Origin of the sequence: Moraxella sp. K02 (genome assembly GCF_041154755.1) — a bacterium.
Lineage (GTDB): Bacteria > Pseudomonadota > Gammaproteobacteria > Pseudomonadales > Moraxellaceae > Faucicola.
The window spans coordinates 1426704-1447670 of sequence record NZ_AP031590.1 but is presented as its reverse complement, the minus strand read 5'-3'; the positions used below and the strand labels follow the sequence as shown (position 1 = coordinate 1447670).

Sequence of the window (20967 nt, the reverse complement as noted above, 5' to 3'; positions counted from 1 at the left end):
TCATGAATAACCAAGCTAAGAGTAATCAAACTGTGAGTAATCAAACCATTGAACTTTTACAAAATCATCGGGTGTATCGAGAATTTGACAGTAGCGCCACTGTCCCAGATTCGCAATTAAACGACATCATCAAATGCGCCCAGCAAGCGCCAAGTTGGCAAAACGGACAGCACTACAGCATTATCAACATCAGTGATAAAGCGTTGCGTCAAAAAATCGTCGATTTGCAACCGCGCAACCCACAGATAGCCCAATGTAGTGTATTTTTGGTATTTGTGATGGATGGCTATCGCGCCTATTTGAGCAGTCAAGCGTATGACGGCAGCTTTGAGGGGTTTAAGGATAGTGATACATTGATTACGCTGGCTACCGATACGGCATTGGCGGCGCAAAATGCCACGGTGGCGGCAGAGAGCTTGGGTTATGCCACCTGTCCGATTGGCGGTTTGCGTATGATTGCCAATGACTTAATCGAACTGCTTAAGCTACCCAAATATACCTATCCAATTTTTGGCTTATGTATCGGTAAACCTAGCGTGGAAATGCGCCTAAAACCGCGTTTACCAAAATCTGCGGTGTATTTTGAAAACCAATACAATACTGAAAACTTGCCACAAATGCTCGCCGATTACGAGCAAACCATTTTGGCGTTTAATGAAGCGCGTGAGCGTAAGCCATACCGTCAAAAATTTGCCGATTACTATAGTCAACCGTATGTCGCTGCTGCAGAAGATTGGCTCAAAGCACAGGGTTTTTTGACAAAACAAAAATAACGTGTAAAATTCGCGCAGTTGACAGATAAGAGCAAAATTATGGCAAATTCGCAAAGACAACCCACCCATCAAAATACCGGTAACGATAGCGGCTGGTTCCCAAAATGGCAGCCTTATGATGGGCATTTAGATCATCATCCTGTGCGTATCCACGAGTATTTACCGGCTGATAAAAGTGTGCTACTTGGGCTGCAACATGCGTTTGCGATGTTTGGGGCAACGGTGCTTGCACCGTTATTGATGGGATTTGATGCCAACCTTGCGATTTTGATGGCAGGGCTCAGTACTGTGCTGTTTTTCTTTTTAACCGGTGGGCGAGTACCCAGTTATTTAGGATCAAGTTTTGCCTTTATCGCGCCAGTGATTACCGCAACGGCTTATACAGGTTCAGGCTTTAACGGTAATTTATCCGTGGCGCTCGGTGGTATTTTTGTCTGTGGTATTTTTTATGCCATGGTCGGATTATTGGTAATGAAAACAGGGGTTGGCTGGATTGAGAAACTCATGCCGCCTGTGGTAACCGGTGCGATTGTGATGATTATCGGACTAAATTTGGCGCCAGTGACTATCAAAGGCGTGTCGGGGAACCAGTTTGATAGTTGGGTTGCGTTGATGACGGTGCTGAGTATCAGCGCGGTCGCTGTGTTTAGCCGCGGTATGCTACGTCGTTTGTTGCTACTGATTGGTTTGGTATTGGCGTATATGGCATATTTTGTGCTCACCAATGTGCTTGGCTATGGCAAGCCGATTGATTTTACCCCAGTTGCCCAAGCAGCTTGGGTTGGATTACCCAATTTTTATCACCCGACATTTGATATCAACGCAATGATTTTGATTGCACCAGTCGCCTTTATTTTAATCGCCGAAAATTTAGGACATATCAAAGCGGTGGAAGCCATGACAGGACAAGCGGTATCGCCCTATATGGGGCGGGCTTTTTTCGCCGATGGTCTATGTACGGCGATGTCATCGAGCATGGGTGGTACGGGCGTCACAACCTATGCGGAAAATATCGGCGTGATGGCAGTGACCAAAGTATACTCGACCACGGTTTTTGTGGTGGCAGGCTTGATTGCTGTGCTACTGGGGCTGTCACCAAAATTTGGCGCGATTATTCATACCATCCCAGCGCCATTATTGGGCGGTGCTTCCATTGTGGTGTTTGGGCTTATCACGGTAGCAGGGGTCAAAATTTGGCTGGATAATCACATTGATTTTAGCAAAAATGCTAATTTAATCATTGCTGCGGTGACCGTCATTATGGGGGCTGGCGATTTTAGCTTACATATTGGACAATTTAATTTGGGTGGTATCGGTACGGCGACAGTGGTCGCCATCGTGTTAAATTTACTGTTTAGCCGCAGTGAAAAAGCCAAATTGACGGTTTTAAAATAAGCTAAAAAACGCGCTACTTTGGGTAGGGCGTTGTTGCTTGATAAGCTGTTTGATAAGCTGTTTCATAAGTTATTTGCCAAAAAGAAAAATATGTCAGCAAAAATTGACGAAAAAGGATGTCACATGAGCGAAAACAATGTAGTAAAACCCAAGGGATTGAGCGCAACCAGTTATTTGTTTGTACCCGCCATCAATATTGAGCGGGTGGAAAAAGCCTTTGCCCGTGGCGCAGATACGGTGATAATTGACTTAGAAGACGCGGTCAGTGATAGTGTCAAAATGCAGTCGCGTGACAATGTGGTCAATTATTTAAGCGGCGCCGATGCTAAGCCTGTTTGGGTGCGTATCAATGCCGCAAGTAGCAACCACCAAGCGGGCGATATTGAGTTGCTCAAATCTTTGCCAGCGTCCGCAATGAACAATGTGATTGGGGTAGTGCTACCCAAAGTCGAGCACGCCATAGAGATTGACCGCGTCCGTCATGCGCTCGCCAAACCCATGATTGCCCTGATTGAGACACCCAAAGGCATGGCAAATATTCCCGACATCGCCGCTGCCGCAGGATTGACTGCGCTCAGTTTTGGCTTTTTGGATATCTGTGAAAAATTGGGCGTGCGTGCAGACAGCGAGGCAGGGCAGATGGTTGCCAACCAAATCCGTTATCAGCTAAGCTTGCATAGTGCCATCAATGCGCTCACCCCACCGATTGAATGCGTATACCCGCCTTTTAATGACGATGACGGCTTGACTGAGCGGGTTAACGGGTGGCGCGATTTGGGTTTTTCAGGGATGCTATGTATTCATCCAAACCAAGTCGCCATTGTCAATGCACTGGCTAGACCGAGCCAAGCACAGCTTGCCTTTGCCAAAAAAGTGGCTGACCATTATGCACAGACAGGGCTTGCGGCATTTGCCCTGGATGGACAGATGGTCGACACCCCGGTGATTGTGCAAGCGCAAAAGCTGATTGAAAAATACCAACCCTAAGGCTAATCAAACCCTAAGCCAACTTATAACAACACAAACCATAACAAGGCAAACTATAACAAGGAAAATCATGACAACGCATAGTGAGCATAGTAACAGTAAACCCACCCTAGAGACGATACTCAATCATCGCTCGATTCGCAAATTCACCAATCAGCCAATAGATGCAGCGACGTTTGAGCAGCTTATCGAAGCGGGGATGGCAGGCTCATCATCGGGGTTTTTGCAGTCAGCAAGCATCATTCGGGTGACAGATGCAAAGCAGCGCTATGACATCCGCCGTATTTGTGCCGATGCCCAGCACGCCAAAGACGGGGAAAAATACGGTCATCCCTATGTGGAGCAGTGTGCCGAGCTACTAATTTTTTGTATGGACAACCACCGCCACCAAACCCTTGTACCCAACGCGCAAATTGATTGGACTGAAGTCACCATTGTGGGTGCGGTTGATGCAGCTATTATGGCGCAAAATCTGCTACTAGCGGCTGAGAGCATGGGATTAGGTGGTGTGTATTTGGGCAGTATCCGCAATGACATCAGACGGATGGGTGACATACTCAAGCTGCCACAAGGCGTGGTGCCGCTATTTGGCATGGCATTGGGTTACCCTGACCAAAACCCTGCCATGCGTCCACGTTTGCCAAAGGCATTGGTGGTGTCAACCAACCAATATGAACCCGCTGACAAATCCGCATTATACCAGTATAACCAAACCGTTGCAGACTATTATGCGGCGCGGGGTCAAGCAGGGGCAGATTGGGTGCAAACCATTGAAAGTTATTTGGATAAACCCGTTCGTCCCGACGTGCTGCCTTATCTTAACCAACAAGGCTATGCCAAAAAATAACCCAAAGCTCAATCAACGAATTTATCTAAAAAAAATTTATCTAAAAAAATCGTGTAAAAAAAGGACGCCTAAGCGTCCTTTTTGATTTTTGATGAGCGAAAAAGTCTTATTTTAATAAAATTTTTAAGTTTTTGGCTTGCTGTGCTGCATTACCTGTATAAGTGGCAGGGGTCAAATCAGCCAAACGTTGACGCTCAGCTTCTGGCACGGCTGCCAGTTCATCGCTATTGACGAAGTTGACCATCATCTCACGGGTCATGGCTTGACCGCGGGTCAAGGCTTTTAGTTTCTCATAAGGTTTTTCAATATTGTAGCGACGCATCACGGTTTGGATTGGCTCCGCCAATACTTCTTGTGCAAGCTCCAAGTCTTCATTGAGACGATTGGCATTAAGCTCTAATTTGCCAATACCTTTTAAGCAGGCGTCAAAGGCAATCAGACTATGGGCAAAACCCACTCCCATATTGCGAAGGACTGTCGAGTCGGTCAAGTCGCGCTGCATACGAGAAATCGGCAATTTTTCACCCAAATGCGCGAGCACGGCATTGGCAATACCCAGATTACCTTCTGAGTTTTCAAAGTCGATTGGGTTGACTTTGTGTGGCATGGTGGATGAGCCCACTTCGCCATCTTTGAGTTTTTGTTTGAAATAACCCAAGGAGATATACGTCCATACATCACGGTTAAAATCAATCAAAATGGTATTGTAACGGCGCAGCGCGTCAAACAATTCGGCGATATAGTCGTGTGGCTCAATTTGGGTGGTATACGGATTAAAGGTCAACCCAAGACTGGTAACAAAGTCTTCGGCATTTTTCGCCCAGTCAATTTGTGGGTAGGCTGACAGGTGCGCGTTGTAGTTGCCCACCGCACCATTGATTTTACCTAGCAACTCTACATTATTAAATTGCTTGAGCTGGCGATGCAGACGGTATGCCACGTTTGCCATTTCTTTACCCAAAGTCGTTGGGCTCGCGGTTTGACCATGCGTGCGTGACAGCATGGGTTGGTCGGCATGGGTTTCGGCGAGGGCTGCAATCTCATCAATGATTTTTTGCATCGATTGCGCCAGTACGTCGCGACCTGATTTTAACATCAACGCGTGCGATAAGTTATTGATGTCTTCAGAGGTACAGGCAAAATGGATAAATTCACCCGCGTCTTTTAGCGCATCGATGTCAGCAATTTTTTCTTTTAAAAAGTATTCAACGGCTTTGACATCATGGTTGGTGGTGCGTTCGATGTCTTTGATACGCATCGCATCTGCTTCGCTAAAATTGGCTACAATCGCATCCAAGCGCTCATTGGTCGCTGCCGAAAAAGGCTGAATTTCATGAATTTCTGCATGATTGGCAAGGGTCTGCAACCAGCGCACTTCCACCGTCACACGGGCATGAATCAAGCCAAATTCTGACAGGTAAGGACGTAAACTATCCACTTTACTGGCATAGCGACCATCAATAGGTGAAAGAGCGGTCAAAGTATTCATCAAATAATCCTAATCGGTTAAATAAAGGGTTAACGTAAAAGTGCCTGCATTATAGCAAACTATCACAACGTGGACTACCGCTAGCGTTGCTTGGCAAACAGCACAAGCCCAATAATCACCAACGCAATCCCCACAAAACTTAAGCCTGATGGCATTGGCGTGTGCAGCAGCAACATACCGCCTAGCAACGCAAAAATAATTTCACTGCCTTGTGTGGCATCGACGGCAGCCAGTTGTTGTGGCTGTTTGGCAAGACTACGGGCATGTAAAAAAGTGGTCGTACCGAGCACACCTGCCATCAACGCAACCAAAAAACTAATGGTCATTTGTGAGACACTGGGCGCGGGCGGTTGTACCAGAAAGCCTAATACCAACCACATTGGCAATGACCCTAGCGACATCAGCCAGACTTTATGCAGGGGATTTGATAGCAGGGGGGAAGTCACTTGCGGCACTTTTTGTAGCAATTTGCTCGTTGCCAATTCGCTTGTTAGCTTGCTCGTTTCATTGTTCGCTGCCTTGCTCATTTCATGGGTATGATGGGTAGAATCCCCTTTGGGTTGTCCTGCTTGCCAAATTAATTGATTACCTAAGGGAAAACAGAAACTGGCGATAAAGGCAGGTAGCGCACCAAATAGCAACAAAGCATGCCAATCAGTGCCTTGGCTCGTGCTATGCCTTAACCCTTCACCCACATTGGCAAGTACCACACCGATAAATACAATCACCGAATAGACAATGACTTTTTTTTGAAATGATTGCCCAAAAAAACTCAGCACCACCAAGCTTGCCACCACAGTAAATAAATAGGTCGCGGCAATCACCCACCCTTGTGCATAATCTGCCGCAAACGCCAGCAGCCCATACGTGCCAAGTCCAATGCCGCCCGTCACACACCAAAACTGCCAATGACTGGCAAATAGTTTACATAGTTCTAACAGCTTGGACGGATTGAGTTTGTTTTGCAGTAAAATAAAAACCGATAACAACAGCCACATAAAAAAACAGCGAAAACTTGCTGACCAAAACCAATGTCCGCCTTGTACACTCATCAATTGATACAGTACAAACGACGTGCTAAAAAAAGCCGACGCAATCAGCCCCCAAACAATCATTTTTCCCATTGGCTTGATATTTCCCTAAGTTGTGTTTTAACGATTTGACAGCGGTTATTTGGCAGCGGCTATTTGCCTTTGGCATCTGCCCAGATGATTTTATGTAGTTGCAGTTGAAAACGTACCGGCAGCGCATCGGCAAGTATCCATTCTGCCAATTCAGTGGCAAGGGTAGGTACATTGGCTTGACGTTCTTCCACATTAAACATCGGAGAAAACCATACCGTCGCGACTTTTTTATCCAGTTGGTAGTCTGCTAGGATTTGTTTTGACCAGTCATAGTCGTCGCGATTCATAATGACAAATTTGATTTGGTCATGGGCAGTTAAGTAGGGGAGGTTTTGCCACAGATTTTTATCGGCTTCTTGAGAGCTTGGGGTTTTGATATCCATGACCTTAGAAACTGCCGTTGGCACCTCTGCCACGGACAGCGCGCCCGAAGTTTCAAGCGAAATCTCGTAGCCATGCGCTAGTAGCAAATTCATCAAAGCGATTGCATTGGGCTGGGCTAAAGGTTCGCCACCTGTCAAACAAATACGCTGGCACGGAAAACTCTGACACACTGCCAAAATCCCTGCCAAACTCATGCGCTCGCCGCCGACAAAGGCATATTCGGTATCACAATACACGCAGCGCAGCGGGCAGCCTGTCAAGCGAATAAAAATCGTCGGCAATCCTGCGGTCAAGGCTTCACCTTGCAGCGAGTAAAAAATCTCAGTGATTTTAAGTCCTGCTTCGGGGTCAGTGGTGGGAATGGCGGTATTGCGGATGGGTAGCGTTGAATTTGGCATAAATGTGATTAACTAATAAAAATTAGCGTTTATTTTATCAAATTTATGCCAATAAATCTTTGTGTTCAGCGGTTAAAGCAATTTCATTTCGGTTAACACGTCCACTGCAGCACGATAGGCTTCTTGCGCCGCTGGCGCCCCGCAGTAAGGTAGGCTATGTAGTAGCACTTCTTGAATTTCTGCCACGCTTGCACCGTTATTAATCGCCCCGCGAATATGACCTTTTAGTTCTGTTGGGGATTTTTGCGCGATCAAAAATGCAATGGTCACCAGTGAGCGGGTTTTGCGGTCTATCCCTTTGCCATCAGTGCCGTCGCGTTGCCACGTCGAGCCCCACGCGTGTTCATTGATCCAATCTTGCAGTGGGGCAGTAAATTCGGTGACTTGTGACATGGCGCGCTCGACATGCGCGTCACCCATGACTTGTTTGCGTACCACAATGCCGTTGTCATACGGGGTGTTTTGTTGTGACGACATACTGTTTCCTTTAATAAAGGCTATAAAATTTGATGAAGGCTATAAAAAAAGCAAACCATGGCTGATTTGCTTTAAATAATTTACTGTTATCTTGACTAAAAATCTAGGCCATTCTGAGCAAATCATTAATCGAGGTTTTAGAGCGGGTTTGTGCGTCTACTTTTTTCACGATTACCGCACAGTAAAGCGAGTGTGAGCCGTCTTTACTTGGCAAACTGCCTGACACGACCACTGACCCTGCAGGAATACGGCCGTAACTGATTTCGCCTGTTTCGCGATCTAGGATTTTGGTTGATTGACCGATATACACGCCCATCGAAATCACCGAGCCTTCCTCAACAATCACACCTTCAACGATTTCTGAGCGCGCACCGATAAAGCAGTTGTCTTCAATGATGGTTGGGTTGGCTTGTAGCGGCTCAAGGACGCCGCCAATGCCGACACCGCCTGATAGATGCACGTTTTTACCGATTTGGGCGCATGAACCTACCGTCGCCCAAGTATCGACCATCGTGCCTTCATCAACATAGGCGCCGATATTGACGTAAGATGGCATTAAGATAGCGCCTTTGGCAATGTATGAGCCTTTACGCGCGACGGCAGGTGGCACCACGCGCACGCCCGCTTTGGCAAATTGTTCATCGCCCCAGTCTGAAAATTTGGTTTCGACTTTATCAAAGAACTGCAGGTCACGACCGCCATTCATGATGCGGTTTTCGTTCAGACGAAAAGATAATAATACCGCTTTTTTGACCCATTGGTTGACGATCCATTCACCGTCTTTTTTCTCTGCTACGCGCAAGGTACCTGCATCGAGCTGAGCGAGCACATCATTGACGGCGGCACGCACATCGTCGGTGGCGTCATTGGGGTTGAAGTTGGCACGGTTTTCAAACGCATCTTCAATAATCTGTTGTAATGACATAATTTTTTCCTACAATCCAAAAAAAGGTAGGTCATTGTCGCTAATTTTGGCAGTTTTGGCAAATGATAATGCGATATTGCTGAGTAGGGCTTAGACAAATTTGGTATATTAAATTAACCAAATGGCGTTAGACACCGCGCAATCGCTGACGTAAAATTCTAAAGCTAATAGTTAAAAAATTACTTGAACGACCACTAAAAAAATACAGCACAAAAAAAGGGAATGATTATGCTACAACAACCTGATGATCACTACACCGCACCCGCCAACCTTGGCACAGCGGTATATGCCAACAATGCCGATGCTATTGGTAACACGCCGCTGGTGCGTCTTAATCATATCATGCCACAGGGAGTGACTGTGCTTGCCAAAATCGAAAGCCGTAACCCAGCTTTTTCGGTCAAATGCCGAATCGGTGCGGGCATGGTGCAAGCCGCCGAGCAAGCAGGGTTATTAAAGCCAGGTATGCAAATCATCGAGCCGACCAGCGGTAACACGGGGATTGCGCTGGCGTTTGTGGCAGCAGCCAAAGGGTATAAAATCACGCTGACCATGCCAGCCTCGATGAGTATGGAGCGCCGTAAAGTGCTGGCTGCCTTGGGCGCACACTTGGTGCTCACTGAGCCTTCGCTAGGTATGAAAGGGGCGGTGGAAGCTGCGCAAGAAATCCATGACAACCATCCTGGCGAATACTTTTTGCCACAACAATTTGATAACTCTGCCAACCCAGACACCCATGTCAAAACCACCGCACCTGAGATTTTTAATGCCACCGCGGGCAAGGTCGATGCGCTAGTGGCAGGCGTGGGTACAGGCGGGACGATTTCGGGTATCGCCCGTTATTTTAAACAAATCAAAAACCAGCCGCTTTATACCGTCGCGGTTGAGCCTGCAGAATCACCGATTATTACCCAGACGCGTGAAGGTAAACCCATCACCCCAGGTCCGCATAAAATCCAAGGGATTGGCGCCAACTTTATCCCAAAAAATCTTGCGCTTGATTTACTTGATGAAGTCATCACGGTAACTGGCGATGATGCGATTGCATGGGCAAGACGGGCGATGACCCAAGAAGGTATTTTATGTGGTATCTCCTGTGGTGCAGCGCTGCAGGCGACGTACCAACTAGCAAGCCGCCCTGAGATGCAAGGCAAAACCATTGTGGTTATTTTGCCAGACAGTGGTGAGCGTTATTTAACCAGTGTGCTATTTGATGGTATATTTACTGGCGAGAACTTTAATTAACAAACTTTCATGAACGATAAAAAAGGGCTTTAGTTCGCCCTTTTTTACTTTGTTTTTACTTTGTTTTTACTTTGTTTTTACTTTGTTTTTACTTTAAAACGGCTATAAAATCATCGGTTGAATACCCTAAACATGGTCATCAATCCATGACTCATAAAGAATAACCCACAATAAATAGCCTAAGCAACTTTTTTAATCCTTGCCAATCTTTCTTCTTTTTAAGTCGTTTTTATTGCCAAGCCATTTTATTTTTAGGTTATTTTCTTTCTAGGTTATTTTATTGCCAAGCGATTTTTAAGCGTTTTTGCTGACGTAATAAACGCGTTCCTAACAGCAGTGACGCCAATCCCAGCGCCGCAACCAGCGCAATCCAAAATCCTTTAGCCCCCATATCGGTATGGCGTACCAAATAGGTACCCAGCGGAATCGCCACCACCCAATAGCAAAACAAGGTGATAAACATCGGCACTGTGGTATCTTGCATACCGCGCAAAATCCCCGCAAAATTGACCTGCCAGGCATCAAACAACTGATACACAGTGGCAAACCATAACAACAGCGCGGCTTGCTGAATCACTTGCGGGTTTTCACTAAAGAAAGTTGGTAGGGTTTGCCGAAAAATGGCAGTTAACAGCATGCTAATCACCGCAAATGATGTGGCTACGGCAATGCCGATGAGCTTGATACGTTTAAGCTCTCGGTAATCTTTGGCGCCATAGCGATTTGACACCATGATGGTGAGCGCCATCGCCACTGAAAACGGGAACATAAATAGCTGCGATGAAATCGTCAACGCTACTTGGTGGCTTGCCACCGCGATTTCACCCAGTGGGCTGATGATAATGGAAGCTAGACTAAACGCGCTCACTTCAAAAAAAATCGACATGCCAATGGGAATACCAATCGATAATTGCTGACGCAACTGAGCAAAATCCATACCGGCAAAATTGGCAAAAAACCGTTGATTGGCAAAATCTGACAGGGGGCTCAAAGTCAAATAGCTTACCAACATCAATAAATTTATCCATAACGCAATGCCAGAGGCAAAACCACAGCCTGCGCCGCCCATGGCAGGAATCAGCACAGTTTCACCGAGGGTGACGCCATGAATAAACGCATAGCTGAGCGGCACATTTAAAATCAAACCAATGAGGCTAATCACCATGACCACGGTGGGATGTTTTAAGCTTTCGGTGTAGCAGCGCAGCGAGGTGTATAGACAGACGGCAGGAAACCCAAAAGAGATACCAAACAAGAATTTTTGGGCGATGTGCTGAATATCCTTCGGTACCTTCATCCAATCAAACAAATAATGCAGCTGATTGACCGCCACAAACCCTATAATACCGATGATAAGCGCCAGCCAAAGCGATTGTTGGGTTATAAATGGCACTTTTTGTAGTTGCTGCTGACCAATCGCTTCCCCAATCAATGGCGTGGTGGCAAGCAAAATACCAACCGCCAGCAAAAACGTGGGCATCCAAATACCCGCGCCGATTGCCACGCCTGATAAATCTAGCGCAGAGACTTGTCCAGCGAGTAAAGTATCAACCAAAGCAAGCCCTGATTGGCAAATCTGGGTGATTAAAATAGGTAAGGTCAAGACAAATAATTGTTTTAAGTCTTGACGAGCAATAGCTGACAGCATGTAATGACCAAATATGCGTAGAAAATTCAATAAAGGCGGCAGTTTAACAGATTTTGCGGCATGATTTTTTATTGTTTAATTTATTGTTTAACAGGTCAGCAAATTAACAGGTCAAAAAAAGTTAGCGTTTGATTGTGATAGCGTCAACATAAAAAAGCCTTTATCAAATTGTGGCAAAATTTGATAAAGGCTTTTTTCAACAGTAGCTTTTAAAGTGCTTTAATCATGGCTTGATAGCCTGTCAGTTTATTGGTCGCATCAAAGGTTTGGACCACAAACGCATAATTGGCTTTGGTGGCATCCACAAACGGTGTAAAACTAGTGCCGTAGGTTAATTGGTTGGTGCGTACAAAACCCATACCGCGGTCAGTGGCTTTATCCAAGTTGATTTGGGTGACAAGCGTGCGAGCGGTGTTGGCAGGCGCAGTCCAATTGAGGTTTAGGGTACTACCTGTCCCCGTGAGGTTAACGCCTAAATTGCCGATAGTGGCGGTGAGTGGCAATACTTTAAAATCGCCATCGCCGCCTAAGGTATAGTTGACATTACAGCCGTCTTTATTGTCAGATAATTGTTTGCCAAAATCGACACCCACCTGATAACTATATTGACCATCCCAATAATCGCGATGGCTATCATAATCGCCATTAAATGGCATGCCCGCCACAGAGGTTTTTAATTCATCAAACTGTAAAAATTTAAGGACCGTATTATCAAATTTCGCCGCTGGGTCGAGTGTGCCAGACAGCACACCACCCATCGCTTCGTCAGTCTTAATAGAGATTTTTTCTGTGGTTAAGGTGTTTGGGTCTTGGCAAGTTTTTTGTTGATAGCTCATTTGACCATACACCGAGGCGGCGTACTCATTGCCAATATCAAAATACACCACACCCAGGTCGCTATCATTGGGCTCGTTGTCGTTGTCTTCTACAAAATAGCCAACGTACACCCCCCCTTTACCGCCTTCTGGGGTGATTTTGTCCAAAAAATTATCTAAGCTGTCTTCGGGCAAAAAGATACTTTGTAAAATCTCAGCCATGCTTTTTTCTTTATTGGTTAATTTATCCTCGACTTTTTTGTAGGCAGCGCGGACATCCGTTGCGATGTTTTTATAACTATCGTTGGCATCGTTTAGGGCATTGTCGACCGTCTCACTACCTGAGCCGCCACACGCAGATAGGGCGATGGTGAACGCAGTTAGCATGCCTATTTTATAAGAGGCTTTTTTATCAGGCACCTTTTTACATGGCGCTTTTTTATAAGGCGCTTTTTTATTAGGCACTTGGGTATATGACATGATGACAATCCTCGAGAATAAATAAAATAGCGAAACAAATAGCGATAAATTATTAAATAAAATCAAAATAAAAGTTTGGGGCTATGCTACCATTGTTATTTTTTAAAGTATAGCCAAATACTAGTGATTGTCAGCAAAAAATTATTGGCTATAGTGTGTTAAATTATCAATCAAATGAATTAGTTACTGATTAATGCTAAATCCAAACCTTATCCCTTTATCGCTTTATATCCATATTCCTTGGTGTGTTAAAAAATGCCCGTATTGTGATTTTAATTCACATGAAAGCCGTACACCGATTGATTTTGTAGGCTATGTCGATGCCTTATTAGACGATTTAAAAACTCAGCTAAGCTTTGTACAAGGACGCAAGATTGCCACCGTTTTTATTGGGGGCGGCACGCCATCGCTACTGCCGATTGCGCAATATCAGCAGCTTTTTGCGGGCATCAATGCCCAGTTAACACTGACTGACGATTGTGAAATCACCATGGAAGCCAATCCTGCCACCGTGGAGCATGCGCCATTTCATGAGTATTTAGCGGTGGGTATCAATCGGTTGTCGCTTGGCGTACAAAGTTTTCAAACCCAAAAACTTGCCGCCTTGGGGCGGATTCATAACCCGCAACAAGCGCTTTTAGCTATTGCCAATGCCCAACAAGCAGGGTTTAAAAAGTTAAATGTCGACTTGATGCATGGCTTGCCCAACCAAACGCTAACAGACGCGCTGAGCGATTTGCAGCAAGCGATTGATTTGGGTGTTTCGCATATTTCGTGGTATCAGCTTACCATTGAGCCCAATACCGTGTTTTATCGCAATACGCCGATTTTGCCCGATGACGAGATATTGGTGGATATTTTTGAGCAAGGCGCTCAGCTGTTGCAAGACAATGGGTTTGTGCAATACGAAGTGTCGGCATGGTCAAGGCAGGCTGATTTTCAGCCCAGTCAGCATAATCTCAATTATTGGCAGTTTGGCGATTATTTGGCGATTGGGGCAGGCGCGCATGGTAAAGTCACGCGGTCTGATGGCATTTACCGGTTTAGCAAATCCCGCTTACCAAAAGATTATAGGGTAAATCAGTCGGCGATAGGTTGGCAAGCCATCGAGCCGTCTGATTTACCGTTTGAATTTATGATGAATGGGCTGCGGCTAAAAAATGGCGTACCCAAACAGTTTTGGACACAGAGAACAGGACAGGCATGGTCAGTCATTGAGCCACAATTGATAAAACTACACAATCGGGGTTTGGTTGAGTTAAGCGGTGACTATATCCACTGCACAGCGCAAGGGTTTTTATTTTTAAACCAAGTGCTGCAAGAATTTTTACCCGATGACTAACGCTTTGACGGTGCATTTGATTGAATTTATGCGCCGCAGCCTTATTTAAGCGTCAATCAATTAAAAAAAGAGAGTGATATGTTTACCGATACCCATGCGCATCTAAACCGTTTGGACTTAGAAAAATATCAAGGTGATATCCGTCAAGCCTTACAAGCCGCCAAGGATGCCAATGTGCAGCGGATTATGGCGATTATGTGTGAGCTCGATGAATACGATGCTATTTATGAGATTATCAATACGAAAATTGACGGGCTAACCTTGGGGATGAGTGTAGGCGTGCATCCCTGCGAAGACATCGCCATGCTAAAAAGTGCCACAGTTGAAACACTCGTTGAAATGGCAAATCAGCCGCATGTTTGGGCGATTGGCGAGACCGGGCTAGATTACTATTGGTCAACAGAAAATAGCGGCGAGCAAAAAGCCAGCTTTGCCCGCCATATCCATGCCAGCCAGCACCTGAAAAAACCCATTATCGTCCATACCCGTGAGGCGAAACACGATACATTGGATTTATTAAGAGCAGAAAAAGCCGAGCATGGCATTATTCATTGCTTTACGGAAGATTATGCGACCGCTAAAAAAGCATTGGACTTGGGTTTTTATATTTCTTTATCAGGGATTGTGACCTTTAAAAACGCCACTGAATTACAAGCAGTGGCGAAAAAACTGCCTAAAGATCGCGTTTTGATTGAAACGGACAGCCCTTATCTTGCGCCAGTACCCAAACGCGGTAAATCTAACGAGCCTGCTTTTGTACCCTATGTGGCGGATTTTCTCGCCAAGCATTATGACATGCCAGTGGATGAGTTCGCGCACTTAACCCATCAAAATTTTGACACATTATTACATCAATATACTTAAAAATAGTTAACGAAATCTTTATACTTTGTTAAGTAGGTAATAAAATTTATGTGATAAAACATTTGGCAATGACTCATCAGTCATGTATCATACGTAACAACCTTGCTCCTATGTTACTAAGCGAGGTTATTAAGCTGGGTTACTATGCAAAGTTACTAAGCGAGCATTTTTTTATCATTTAACAGTTGTGCGTAGATGGGTTGATGTAACGGGTCTCGTCAACAATAGGGGCTACTAGAACAGACTGATGGAGTAATCAATGAGTCGTCAACAACAATTCAAAAATCGTGAAGAAGTGATATTAGCAGTTGCCGAGCAGTTGCTATTAGAGTCTGGGGAAGGCGATATCACGCTAGATAGTTTAGCTGAGCAGCTAGACTTAGCCAAAGGTACGCTATACAAGCATTTTACCAGCAAAGATGAATTGTTTTTACGCATCATTATCCGTCATGAGCAACAACTACTTGCGCTGAGTGAAGTCGGCGATTGTCCTGCCGCAGCTGTTGCGCGTCTTACGCTGTTTCAACTGATCAATCCGCAAAAAGCCATATTACTCAACCAAATCGAAGAGCGCTTAGCCAATTCTGCTGTAGGGCTTAATAAGCTTTTTTCGCAGCTGTATGAAATTCGCCGTGAACGCATGAAGCGACTAATCAATACCACGGCAGAATACCTGCAATCATTACACAGTACCATGAGTACCCGAGACTATCTATCAACCATTTGGGCGATGGGTCAAGGCGGTGCAGGACTGCTAAATTCTAGTTTTTATCAGCGCTATCTCGGTCGCCGCGATACTTTACGTTTTGCGCTGGTTCAGCATATTTTAGACATTCCCAAGCAATACCCTGCTGCGCTACAATCAGTCGACGCGCCTACTGGAGCGAGTCAATCAAACGCTGCTACTGATACAGCAAATTCACAGACTGAGTCAAGCCTGACGCCGCGCAATGTCAAATAATAAATGTCAAATAGTAAATGTCAAATAGTAAATGTCAAAGAATACTAGTTAATTATCATCACCCACGGTTAAGCTTTATAAACTATCCTTGTTTTGTCTGAGTGCATGACGATGCTATTGCTGTTTGGTCGGTCTTGTAAAACTTTCACTCCCGCACCCAGTGCGATGGGTGGGCAACAAGGTTTTACCTTAATCGAAATCATGGTGGTTATCGTCATTTTATCTATTTTTGCTGGGATGATGAGCCTATCGGTAGGGGGTAGTGAAAATCGTAGAAACACGGCGTTTTATGAGCGTCTGACCAGTAACCTTGATTATGTACGCTTGTTATCAACTGAACGCATGCAGCCTTATGGGTTGGCAATCAAACTGCCGCAAAATGACGCGCCCAATCAGTTGGTGGTGGTTAAATTAGAAAACGCCTTTACCCATTCTCAAAGTGCTGTTCGCAATGCCAATGCCGCCATAACCTCACAACCTGCGCCACCACAATGGGTGATAGAAAAACAAATCCCACCGCTGGATGTGCCAGACAACCTTGACGTCAAAATCCGCCCACTGGATAACCCATTTAATACAGCCGCCCAGAATAACCAACCCACCGCCAGCTGGTTAAGCGGCAGCGAGGCACCGCCTGTGGTGTGGTTTGGGACAGGCGAGGCGACACCGGTGCAAATCAGTATCCAAAAAACCAATGCCGACAAACAAACCTTTGCGGTTGGCAATCCCATCATCGTCAACCAAGCTGGGGCAATCGAGGTGGCAAAATGACCCTGACTACCTCAAATAGACTGGCTACCTCAAATAGACTGGCTATCAGGCAACATCAGCAAGGATTTACGTTACTTGAAGTCATGGTGGCGTTAGCGATTTTGGCGGTGGTTGCGATATCGGCCAGCCAAGCCAGTCGCAGTTATGTGCAATCCGTGGATAACATGAAAACGCGAACCTTTGGCTATTATGTGGCGCAAAACACGCTAGCAGAATTACGAGTACAAAAAACTTGGCTCACCGCATCCGATACTCGGCAAATCACCTCGCAAGGCCGTCAATGGCAGGTGGTTATCTCACCGCAAACCATACAAATCAGTCAAGGCTTTGTCCAACCCATTCATATTCGCGTGGCACCTATTGTCGATGGCAGCGCAAAAAAAGACGTGGTGGATATCGATGCGGTGCTGGTAAAGGATATGGGGACAACGCCGTGAGCCGTTTTTCTATTCATTGCTCTGCTGCAACCGCAAAGCATAAAACATCCCAGCAAGGCTTTACCTTAATCGAACTGATGATTGCGTTGATGATTTTTGCGATGCTGGCATTGGCGGGATGGCAGATCATGGATAGTCTGACAAAAAGTCGCGAGCGTGGCTACCAACATCAAAAATCATTATCACAACTCGATTATGCTTATTTACAGCTGTCACAAGATTTGGCACAAACCAGCAATTATGTGGCGGTACCAATCCTATCAGCGACTGCCAACGATACGGCATCCGCCAATAGTGCCGCTATGACGCCAACCTTTGTATTAAATGCGTCACAAATGAGTTTTATCCGTTTTGCCGCGCCCGATCCGCGTTATCAGACGTCAGCTATGCTAGCAAAAATACAATATTCGGTGGCAGGGGAAACGCTGACAAAACGGCGTTTTTACCAGTTAGACAACGACAACGAAAACCCTGCAACCAGTGTGTTATTGACAGGTATCAAGGATGCCAGCTGGCGAGCATTGACGCCTGACGCGGTGAGTGTGTTTCCAGATGAAGCCACGCTGCAAAAGGTACAGCAAATACAAGCGCAAAAAAAGACCAACCAAACCGCCAATGCTTCAACCAATCCGATTCCCAACCCGACTGATAACGCAACAGATCAAAATGGTAATTTGCAAAACAGTATAGATTTGACGCCTTATCAGCAGTTACCACGCGGTATCGAGCTTAATTTTAGTTACCAAGGCGAGCCGATTACTTGGCGATTTGCGTTACCCAGTACCCCGCCAAACACATCGAACCCATAATGCAATCAAATTTTAGCAAATACACCATGCCAACAAACCGCTCTCCGTCTAAAATTTTTGTAAATGTTGCCATAGTAAACCACCCATATCGACATGGGCAACAAGGGATGGCGCTACTGACTATTTTGTTGTTGGTGGTGGCGATTACCATCGTGGCAGGCAGTATGCTTGCCAATCAAAAAGTGATGATTCGAGAATTTGAGCTGACCAAAGGTCAAGGGCAGCTTAAAGAATATGCCTTGGCAGGTGAAGCTATGGCGACCAATTTGATCGCGCAAGACAGCCAAGTCAACCAAGTCGATAGTTTAACAGAGGCTTGGGCAAAACCGCTGGCAGAGCAAACCCTGAATCAAGCCAAAGTCAGCATTAAAATTGACGATGATGCCAGCCGTTTTAATATAAACAACCTGTATCACGATGGCAAAGTGGATGACACCGCACTGGCATTTTTTCAGGCGCTGTTACAAGCCAATGGCTTATCGCCTAACATTGCGATGGCGGTGCTCGATTGGCAAGACCCAGACAGTGACACCCGTGCCGATGGTGGCGCAGAAGCAGCGTATTATCAAAGTACGGGCAAAAAAATGGCGGTGGGTATTGCCAACCAGCCTTTTATCTCAGTCAATGAATTGCAATATGTGCGCGGTATGGATAGCGAAGCATTGCAAAAATTAGCGCCGTATCTGACCGCAGTGCCATATTATCTGCCCATGAATATCAACACAGTGAAGCCCGAACTATTAAGCATACTGGTGAATTCACCTACCCAAGCCAATGGCAACCATCCGCAAGGCTCAAACCGTTCGGACAGTAATGACGCCCCACAATCTGGGCAAGACACTAGCGCAGCTTCAAATGTGGCGGCTACCCACCAAATCGACGATACGGCAATCATCAATTGGGCGAATGCCCGAGAAAACAACCTACCGGTGCAAAACTTGACTCAACTGTGGGCAGTGCCAAGTTTTGCCCAGATTGACGAGGGTAACAAAGCACGCATCGCCAAGCTGTTAGCCACCCAAAGTCAAAATTTTCATGTCGTTGTCAGCGTCAAAAGTGACGACAAGCAGCTTTTTTTGCATAGCCAAATCGCTAAGATTTTACCCAAAGCTGACAATGACGCAGCGCCTGCCTCCGGTGTGCCAGCGACACCCATCCCAGCACCAGTCAATACGCAAAATGGCACGCAAAATAACACGCCGCCACAAATCATCACTTACAACCGCCAATTTTTACCCTTTGCCCAATAAGGCAGCAAAGAAATAAATTGGCTTCAACATTCTCAGTTATTTTATGTTTATTTTAATCAGTTATTTGTTACTGGCGTATTCTAGGGTAAAATAAGGGGTTTTTCTTGGGCGTTGTTGAATGACGATGGGGCAGAAAACGGGCACAAAAGCGTTGTCAACACAACGGATACAGATGCAACCTAGATGTAACCTAGACATAACCTAGACGCATAAATTGGATGAATAAATTGGGTGAATATAGATGAATGTAATCGAGCGCTATTTTGGCATAGATGGCCGCAATACAACGATAAAAACTGAAATTCTGGCAGGTCTGACAACTTTTTTGACCATGGCTTATATTATCTTTGTCAATCCCGACATGCTGGCAAAAGCTGGGATGGATAAAGGGGCGGTATTTGTGGCGACGTGTCTAGCCTCAGCGCTGGGCTGTTTTTTGATGGGATTGATTGCGCGTTTGCCCGTGGCATTGGCACCTGGCATGGGTTTGAATGCGTTTTTTACTTTTACTGTGGTCTTGGGGATGGGTAAAAGCTGGCAAGTGGCGTTGGGGGCGGTATTTATTTCAGGCTTGCTCTTTGTGCTGATTAGTGCCTTTAAACTGCGTGAATGGATTATCAACGCGATTCCCTATACCCTTAAACAAGGTATCGTGGCAGGGATTGGGGCATTTTTAGCGTTTATTGCGCTTAAAAGCTCAGGCATCATTGTGGCGAGTCCCGCCACGTTTGTGACGATGGGCAAACTCACTGATTTTGGTCCTGCGATGGCGATTTTAAGTTTTTTTCTGATTGTCGTATTTGTGCAGCGTAAAGTCCCTGCGGCAGTGATGTTGTCAATTTTAATTGTGACGGTGATTAGCTTGTTGGCAGGGGAAACCCATTACTCAGGGATTGTGTCAATGCCGCCATCGATTGCACCGACGTTTATGCAGTTAGATATTGCAGGTGCGCTTGATGTGAGTATGGTTAGCGTGATTTTTGCCTTTTTATTTGTGGTGTTATTTGATACATCAGGCACATTAATTGGCGTGACCAAAAAAGCGGGATTAATGTCTAGCGATGGTCAAATCCCGAATCTAGGTAAAGCCTTGTTTGCTGACTCAACGGCGGCTGTGGCAGGCTCATTGCTAGGGACTTCATCGGTAACGAGTTATGTAGAAAGCACAGCCGGCGTGGCAGCAGGTGGACGCACGGGTTTGACCGCCATTGTGGTGGGCGTGTTGTTTTTATTGGCGTTATTTTTTGCCCCATTGGCTGGGATGATTCCTGCGTATGCAACGGCAGGGGCGATTTTTTATGTCGCGGTATTGATGTTATTTACCTTGCGTGAGATTGATTGGGATGACTTGACAGAAGCGTCACCTGTCGCGGTAGTGCTGCTGTTGACGCCGCTGACCTTCTCAATTGCGGATGGGATTGCGTTAGGTTTTATCACCTATACCATTGCTAAATTGGTGAGTGGACGTTATAAAGAAGTTAGCCCTGCGGTTTGGGTGTTAACGGTGATTTTATTGGCAAAATTGATTTTTTTAAGTTAGTCAATG

20 protein-coding genes are annotated in these 20967 nt (G+C 45.7%); 13 read left to right on the top strand and 7 right to left on the bottom strand.

The window, feature by feature from the left end; genetic code table 11:
• Nucleotides 1–2 precede the first annotated feature (2 nt).
• From ACAM39_RS06490 to nfsA, 4 genes are all read left to right on the top strand, one after another.
• The gene (locus tag ACAM39_RS06490; RefSeq protein WP_369627070.1) at nucleotides 3–773 is read left to right on the top strand and encodes a nitroreductase family protein; all 771 of its coding nucleotides are present in this window, start codon (nucleotides 3–5) and stop codon (nucleotides 771–773) included.
• Between the two features lie 39 nt (nucleotides 774–812).
• Nucleotides 813–2168: a solute carrier family 23 protein gene (locus ACAM39_RS06485; RefSeq protein ID WP_369627069.1), complete on the top strand. Its 1356-nt coding sequence runs from the start codon at nucleotides 813–815 to the stop codon at nucleotides 2166–2168.
• Between the two features lie 123 nt (nucleotides 2169–2291).
• Nucleotides 2292–3155, top strand: a complete 864-nt coding sequence (locus ACAM39_RS06480) for an HpcH/HpaI aldolase/citrate lyase family protein (protein ID WP_369627068.1) — start codon at nucleotides 2292–2294, stop codon at nucleotides 3153–3155.
• Nucleotides 3156–3225: 70 nt separating this feature from the next.
• Complete coding sequence (gene nfsA, locus ACAM39_RS06475; RefSeq protein WP_369627067.1) at nucleotides 3226–4002, top strand: oxygen-insensitive NADPH nitroreductase; 777 nt, start codon at nucleotides 3226–3228, stop codon at nucleotides 4000–4002.
• 106 nt (nucleotides 4003–4108) lie between these two features.
• On the opposite strand, the gene purB is transcribed toward nfsA, so the two are convergent.
• From purB to dapD, 5 genes are all read right to left on the bottom strand, one after another.
• Nucleotides 4109–5491 carry an adenylosuccinate lyase gene (gene purB / locus ACAM39_RS06470; protein WP_369627066.1) on the bottom strand — a complete coding sequence of 461 codons (1383 nt, stop codon included), beginning with the start codon at nucleotides 5489–5491 and terminating at the stop codon, nucleotides 4109–4111.
• 80 nt (nucleotides 5492–5571) lie between these two features.
• Nucleotides 5572–6615: a multidrug resistance efflux transporter family protein gene (locus ACAM39_RS06465; protein WP_369627065.1), complete on the bottom strand. Its 1044-nt coding sequence runs from the start codon at nucleotides 6613–6615 to the stop codon at nucleotides 5572–5574.
• Nucleotides 6616–6674: 59 nt separating this feature from the next.
• Complete coding sequence (gene queE, locus ACAM39_RS06460; protein ID WP_369627064.1) at nucleotides 6675–7397, bottom strand: 7-carboxy-7-deazaguanine synthase QueE; 723 nt, start codon at nucleotides 7395–7397, stop codon at nucleotides 6675–6677.
• Between the two features lie 72 nt (nucleotides 7398–7469).
• Nucleotides 7470–7874: a carboxymuconolactone decarboxylase family protein gene (locus ACAM39_RS06455; protein WP_369627063.1), complete on the bottom strand. Its 405-nt coding sequence runs from the start codon at nucleotides 7872–7874 to the stop codon at nucleotides 7470–7472.
• 103 nt (nucleotides 7875–7977) lie between these two features.
• Entirely contained in the window at nucleotides 7978–8799 is an 822-nt protein-coding gene (gene dapD, locus ACAM39_RS06450) for a 2,3,4,5-tetrahydropyridine-2,6-dicarboxylate N-succinyltransferase (RefSeq protein ID WP_369627062.1), read from the bottom strand.
• A 228-nt stretch (nucleotides 8800–9027) separates the two neighbouring features.
• Here dapD and cysK point away from each other — a divergent pair, with 228 nt between their 5' ends.
• Nucleotides 9028–10044 carry a cysteine synthase A gene (gene cysK, locus ACAM39_RS06445; RefSeq protein WP_369627061.1) on the top strand — a complete coding sequence of 339 codons (1017 nt, stop codon included), beginning with the start codon at nucleotides 9028–9030 and terminating at the stop codon, nucleotides 10042–10044.
• Nucleotides 10045–10321: 277 nt separating this feature from the next.
• Here the strand turns inward: cysK and ACAM39_RS06440 are convergent, their stop codons facing one another.
• Complete coding sequence (locus tag ACAM39_RS06440) at nucleotides 10322–11692, bottom strand: MATE family efflux transporter (RefSeq protein WP_369627060.1); 1371 nt, start codon at nucleotides 11690–11692, stop codon at nucleotides 10322–10324.
• Between the two features lie 209 nt (nucleotides 11693–11901).
• Nucleotides 11902–12987: a hypothetical protein gene (locus ACAM39_RS06435; protein WP_369627059.1), complete on the bottom strand. Its 1086-nt coding sequence runs from the start codon at nucleotides 12985–12987 to the stop codon at nucleotides 11902–11904.
• Between the two features lie 193 nt (nucleotides 12988–13180).
• Here ACAM39_RS06435 and hemW point away from each other — a divergent pair, with 193 nt between their 5' ends.
• The 8 genes from hemW to ACAM39_RS06395 all read left to right on the top strand — a co-directional run bounded on the left by hemW (nucleotide 13181) and on the right by ACAM39_RS06395 (nucleotide 20961).
• A complete protein-coding gene (gene hemW / locus ACAM39_RS06430; protein WP_369627058.1) occupies nucleotides 13181–14329 on the top strand; it encodes a radical SAM family heme chaperone HemW in 1149 nt (382 codons plus the stop codon).
• Between the two features lie 78 nt (nucleotides 14330–14407).
• On the top strand, nucleotides 14408–15193 hold the full coding sequence (locus tag ACAM39_RS06425; RefSeq protein WP_369627057.1) for a TatD family hydrolase: 786 nt from the start codon (nucleotides 14408–14410) through the stop codon (nucleotides 15191–15193).
• Nucleotides 15194–15452: 259 nt separating this feature from the next.
• A complete protein-coding gene (locus tag ACAM39_RS06420) occupies nucleotides 15453–16154 on the top strand; it encodes a TetR/AcrR family transcriptional regulator (protein ID WP_369627056.1) in 702 nt (233 codons plus the stop codon).
• 105 nt (nucleotides 16155–16259) lie between these two features.
• Nucleotides 16260–16925, top strand: coding sequence for a type II secretion system protein (locus ACAM39_RS06415; RefSeq protein WP_369627055.1), 666 nt, complete (start codon nucleotides 16260–16262; stop codon nucleotides 16923–16925).
• Entirely contained in the window at nucleotides 16922–17362 is a 441-nt protein-coding gene (gene gspI / locus ACAM39_RS06410) for a type II secretion system minor pseudopilin GspI (protein ID WP_369627054.1), read from the top strand. Before ACAM39_RS06415 ends, gspI begins: the two co-directional genes overlap by 4 nt.
• Complete coding sequence (gene gspJ / locus ACAM39_RS06405; RefSeq protein WP_369627053.1) at nucleotides 17359–18171, top strand: type II secretion system minor pseudopilin GspJ; 813 nt, start codon at nucleotides 17359–17361, stop codon at nucleotides 18169–18171. The genes gspI and gspJ overlap by 4 nt, the downstream gene beginning before the upstream one ends.
• On the top strand, nucleotides 18171–19421 hold the full coding sequence (gspK, locus tag ACAM39_RS06400; protein ID WP_369627052.1) for a type II secretion system minor pseudopilin GspK: 1251 nt from the start codon (nucleotides 18171–18173) through the stop codon (nucleotides 19419–19421). The genes gspJ and gspK overlap by 1 nt, the downstream gene beginning before the upstream one ends.
• A gap of 241 nt (nucleotides 19422–19662) precedes the next feature.
• A complete protein-coding gene (locus tag ACAM39_RS06395) occupies nucleotides 19663–20961 on the top strand; it encodes an NCS2 family permease (protein ID WP_219332750.1) in 1299 nt (432 codons plus the stop codon).
• The last annotated feature ends 6 nt before the right edge of the window (nucleotides 20962–20967 follow it).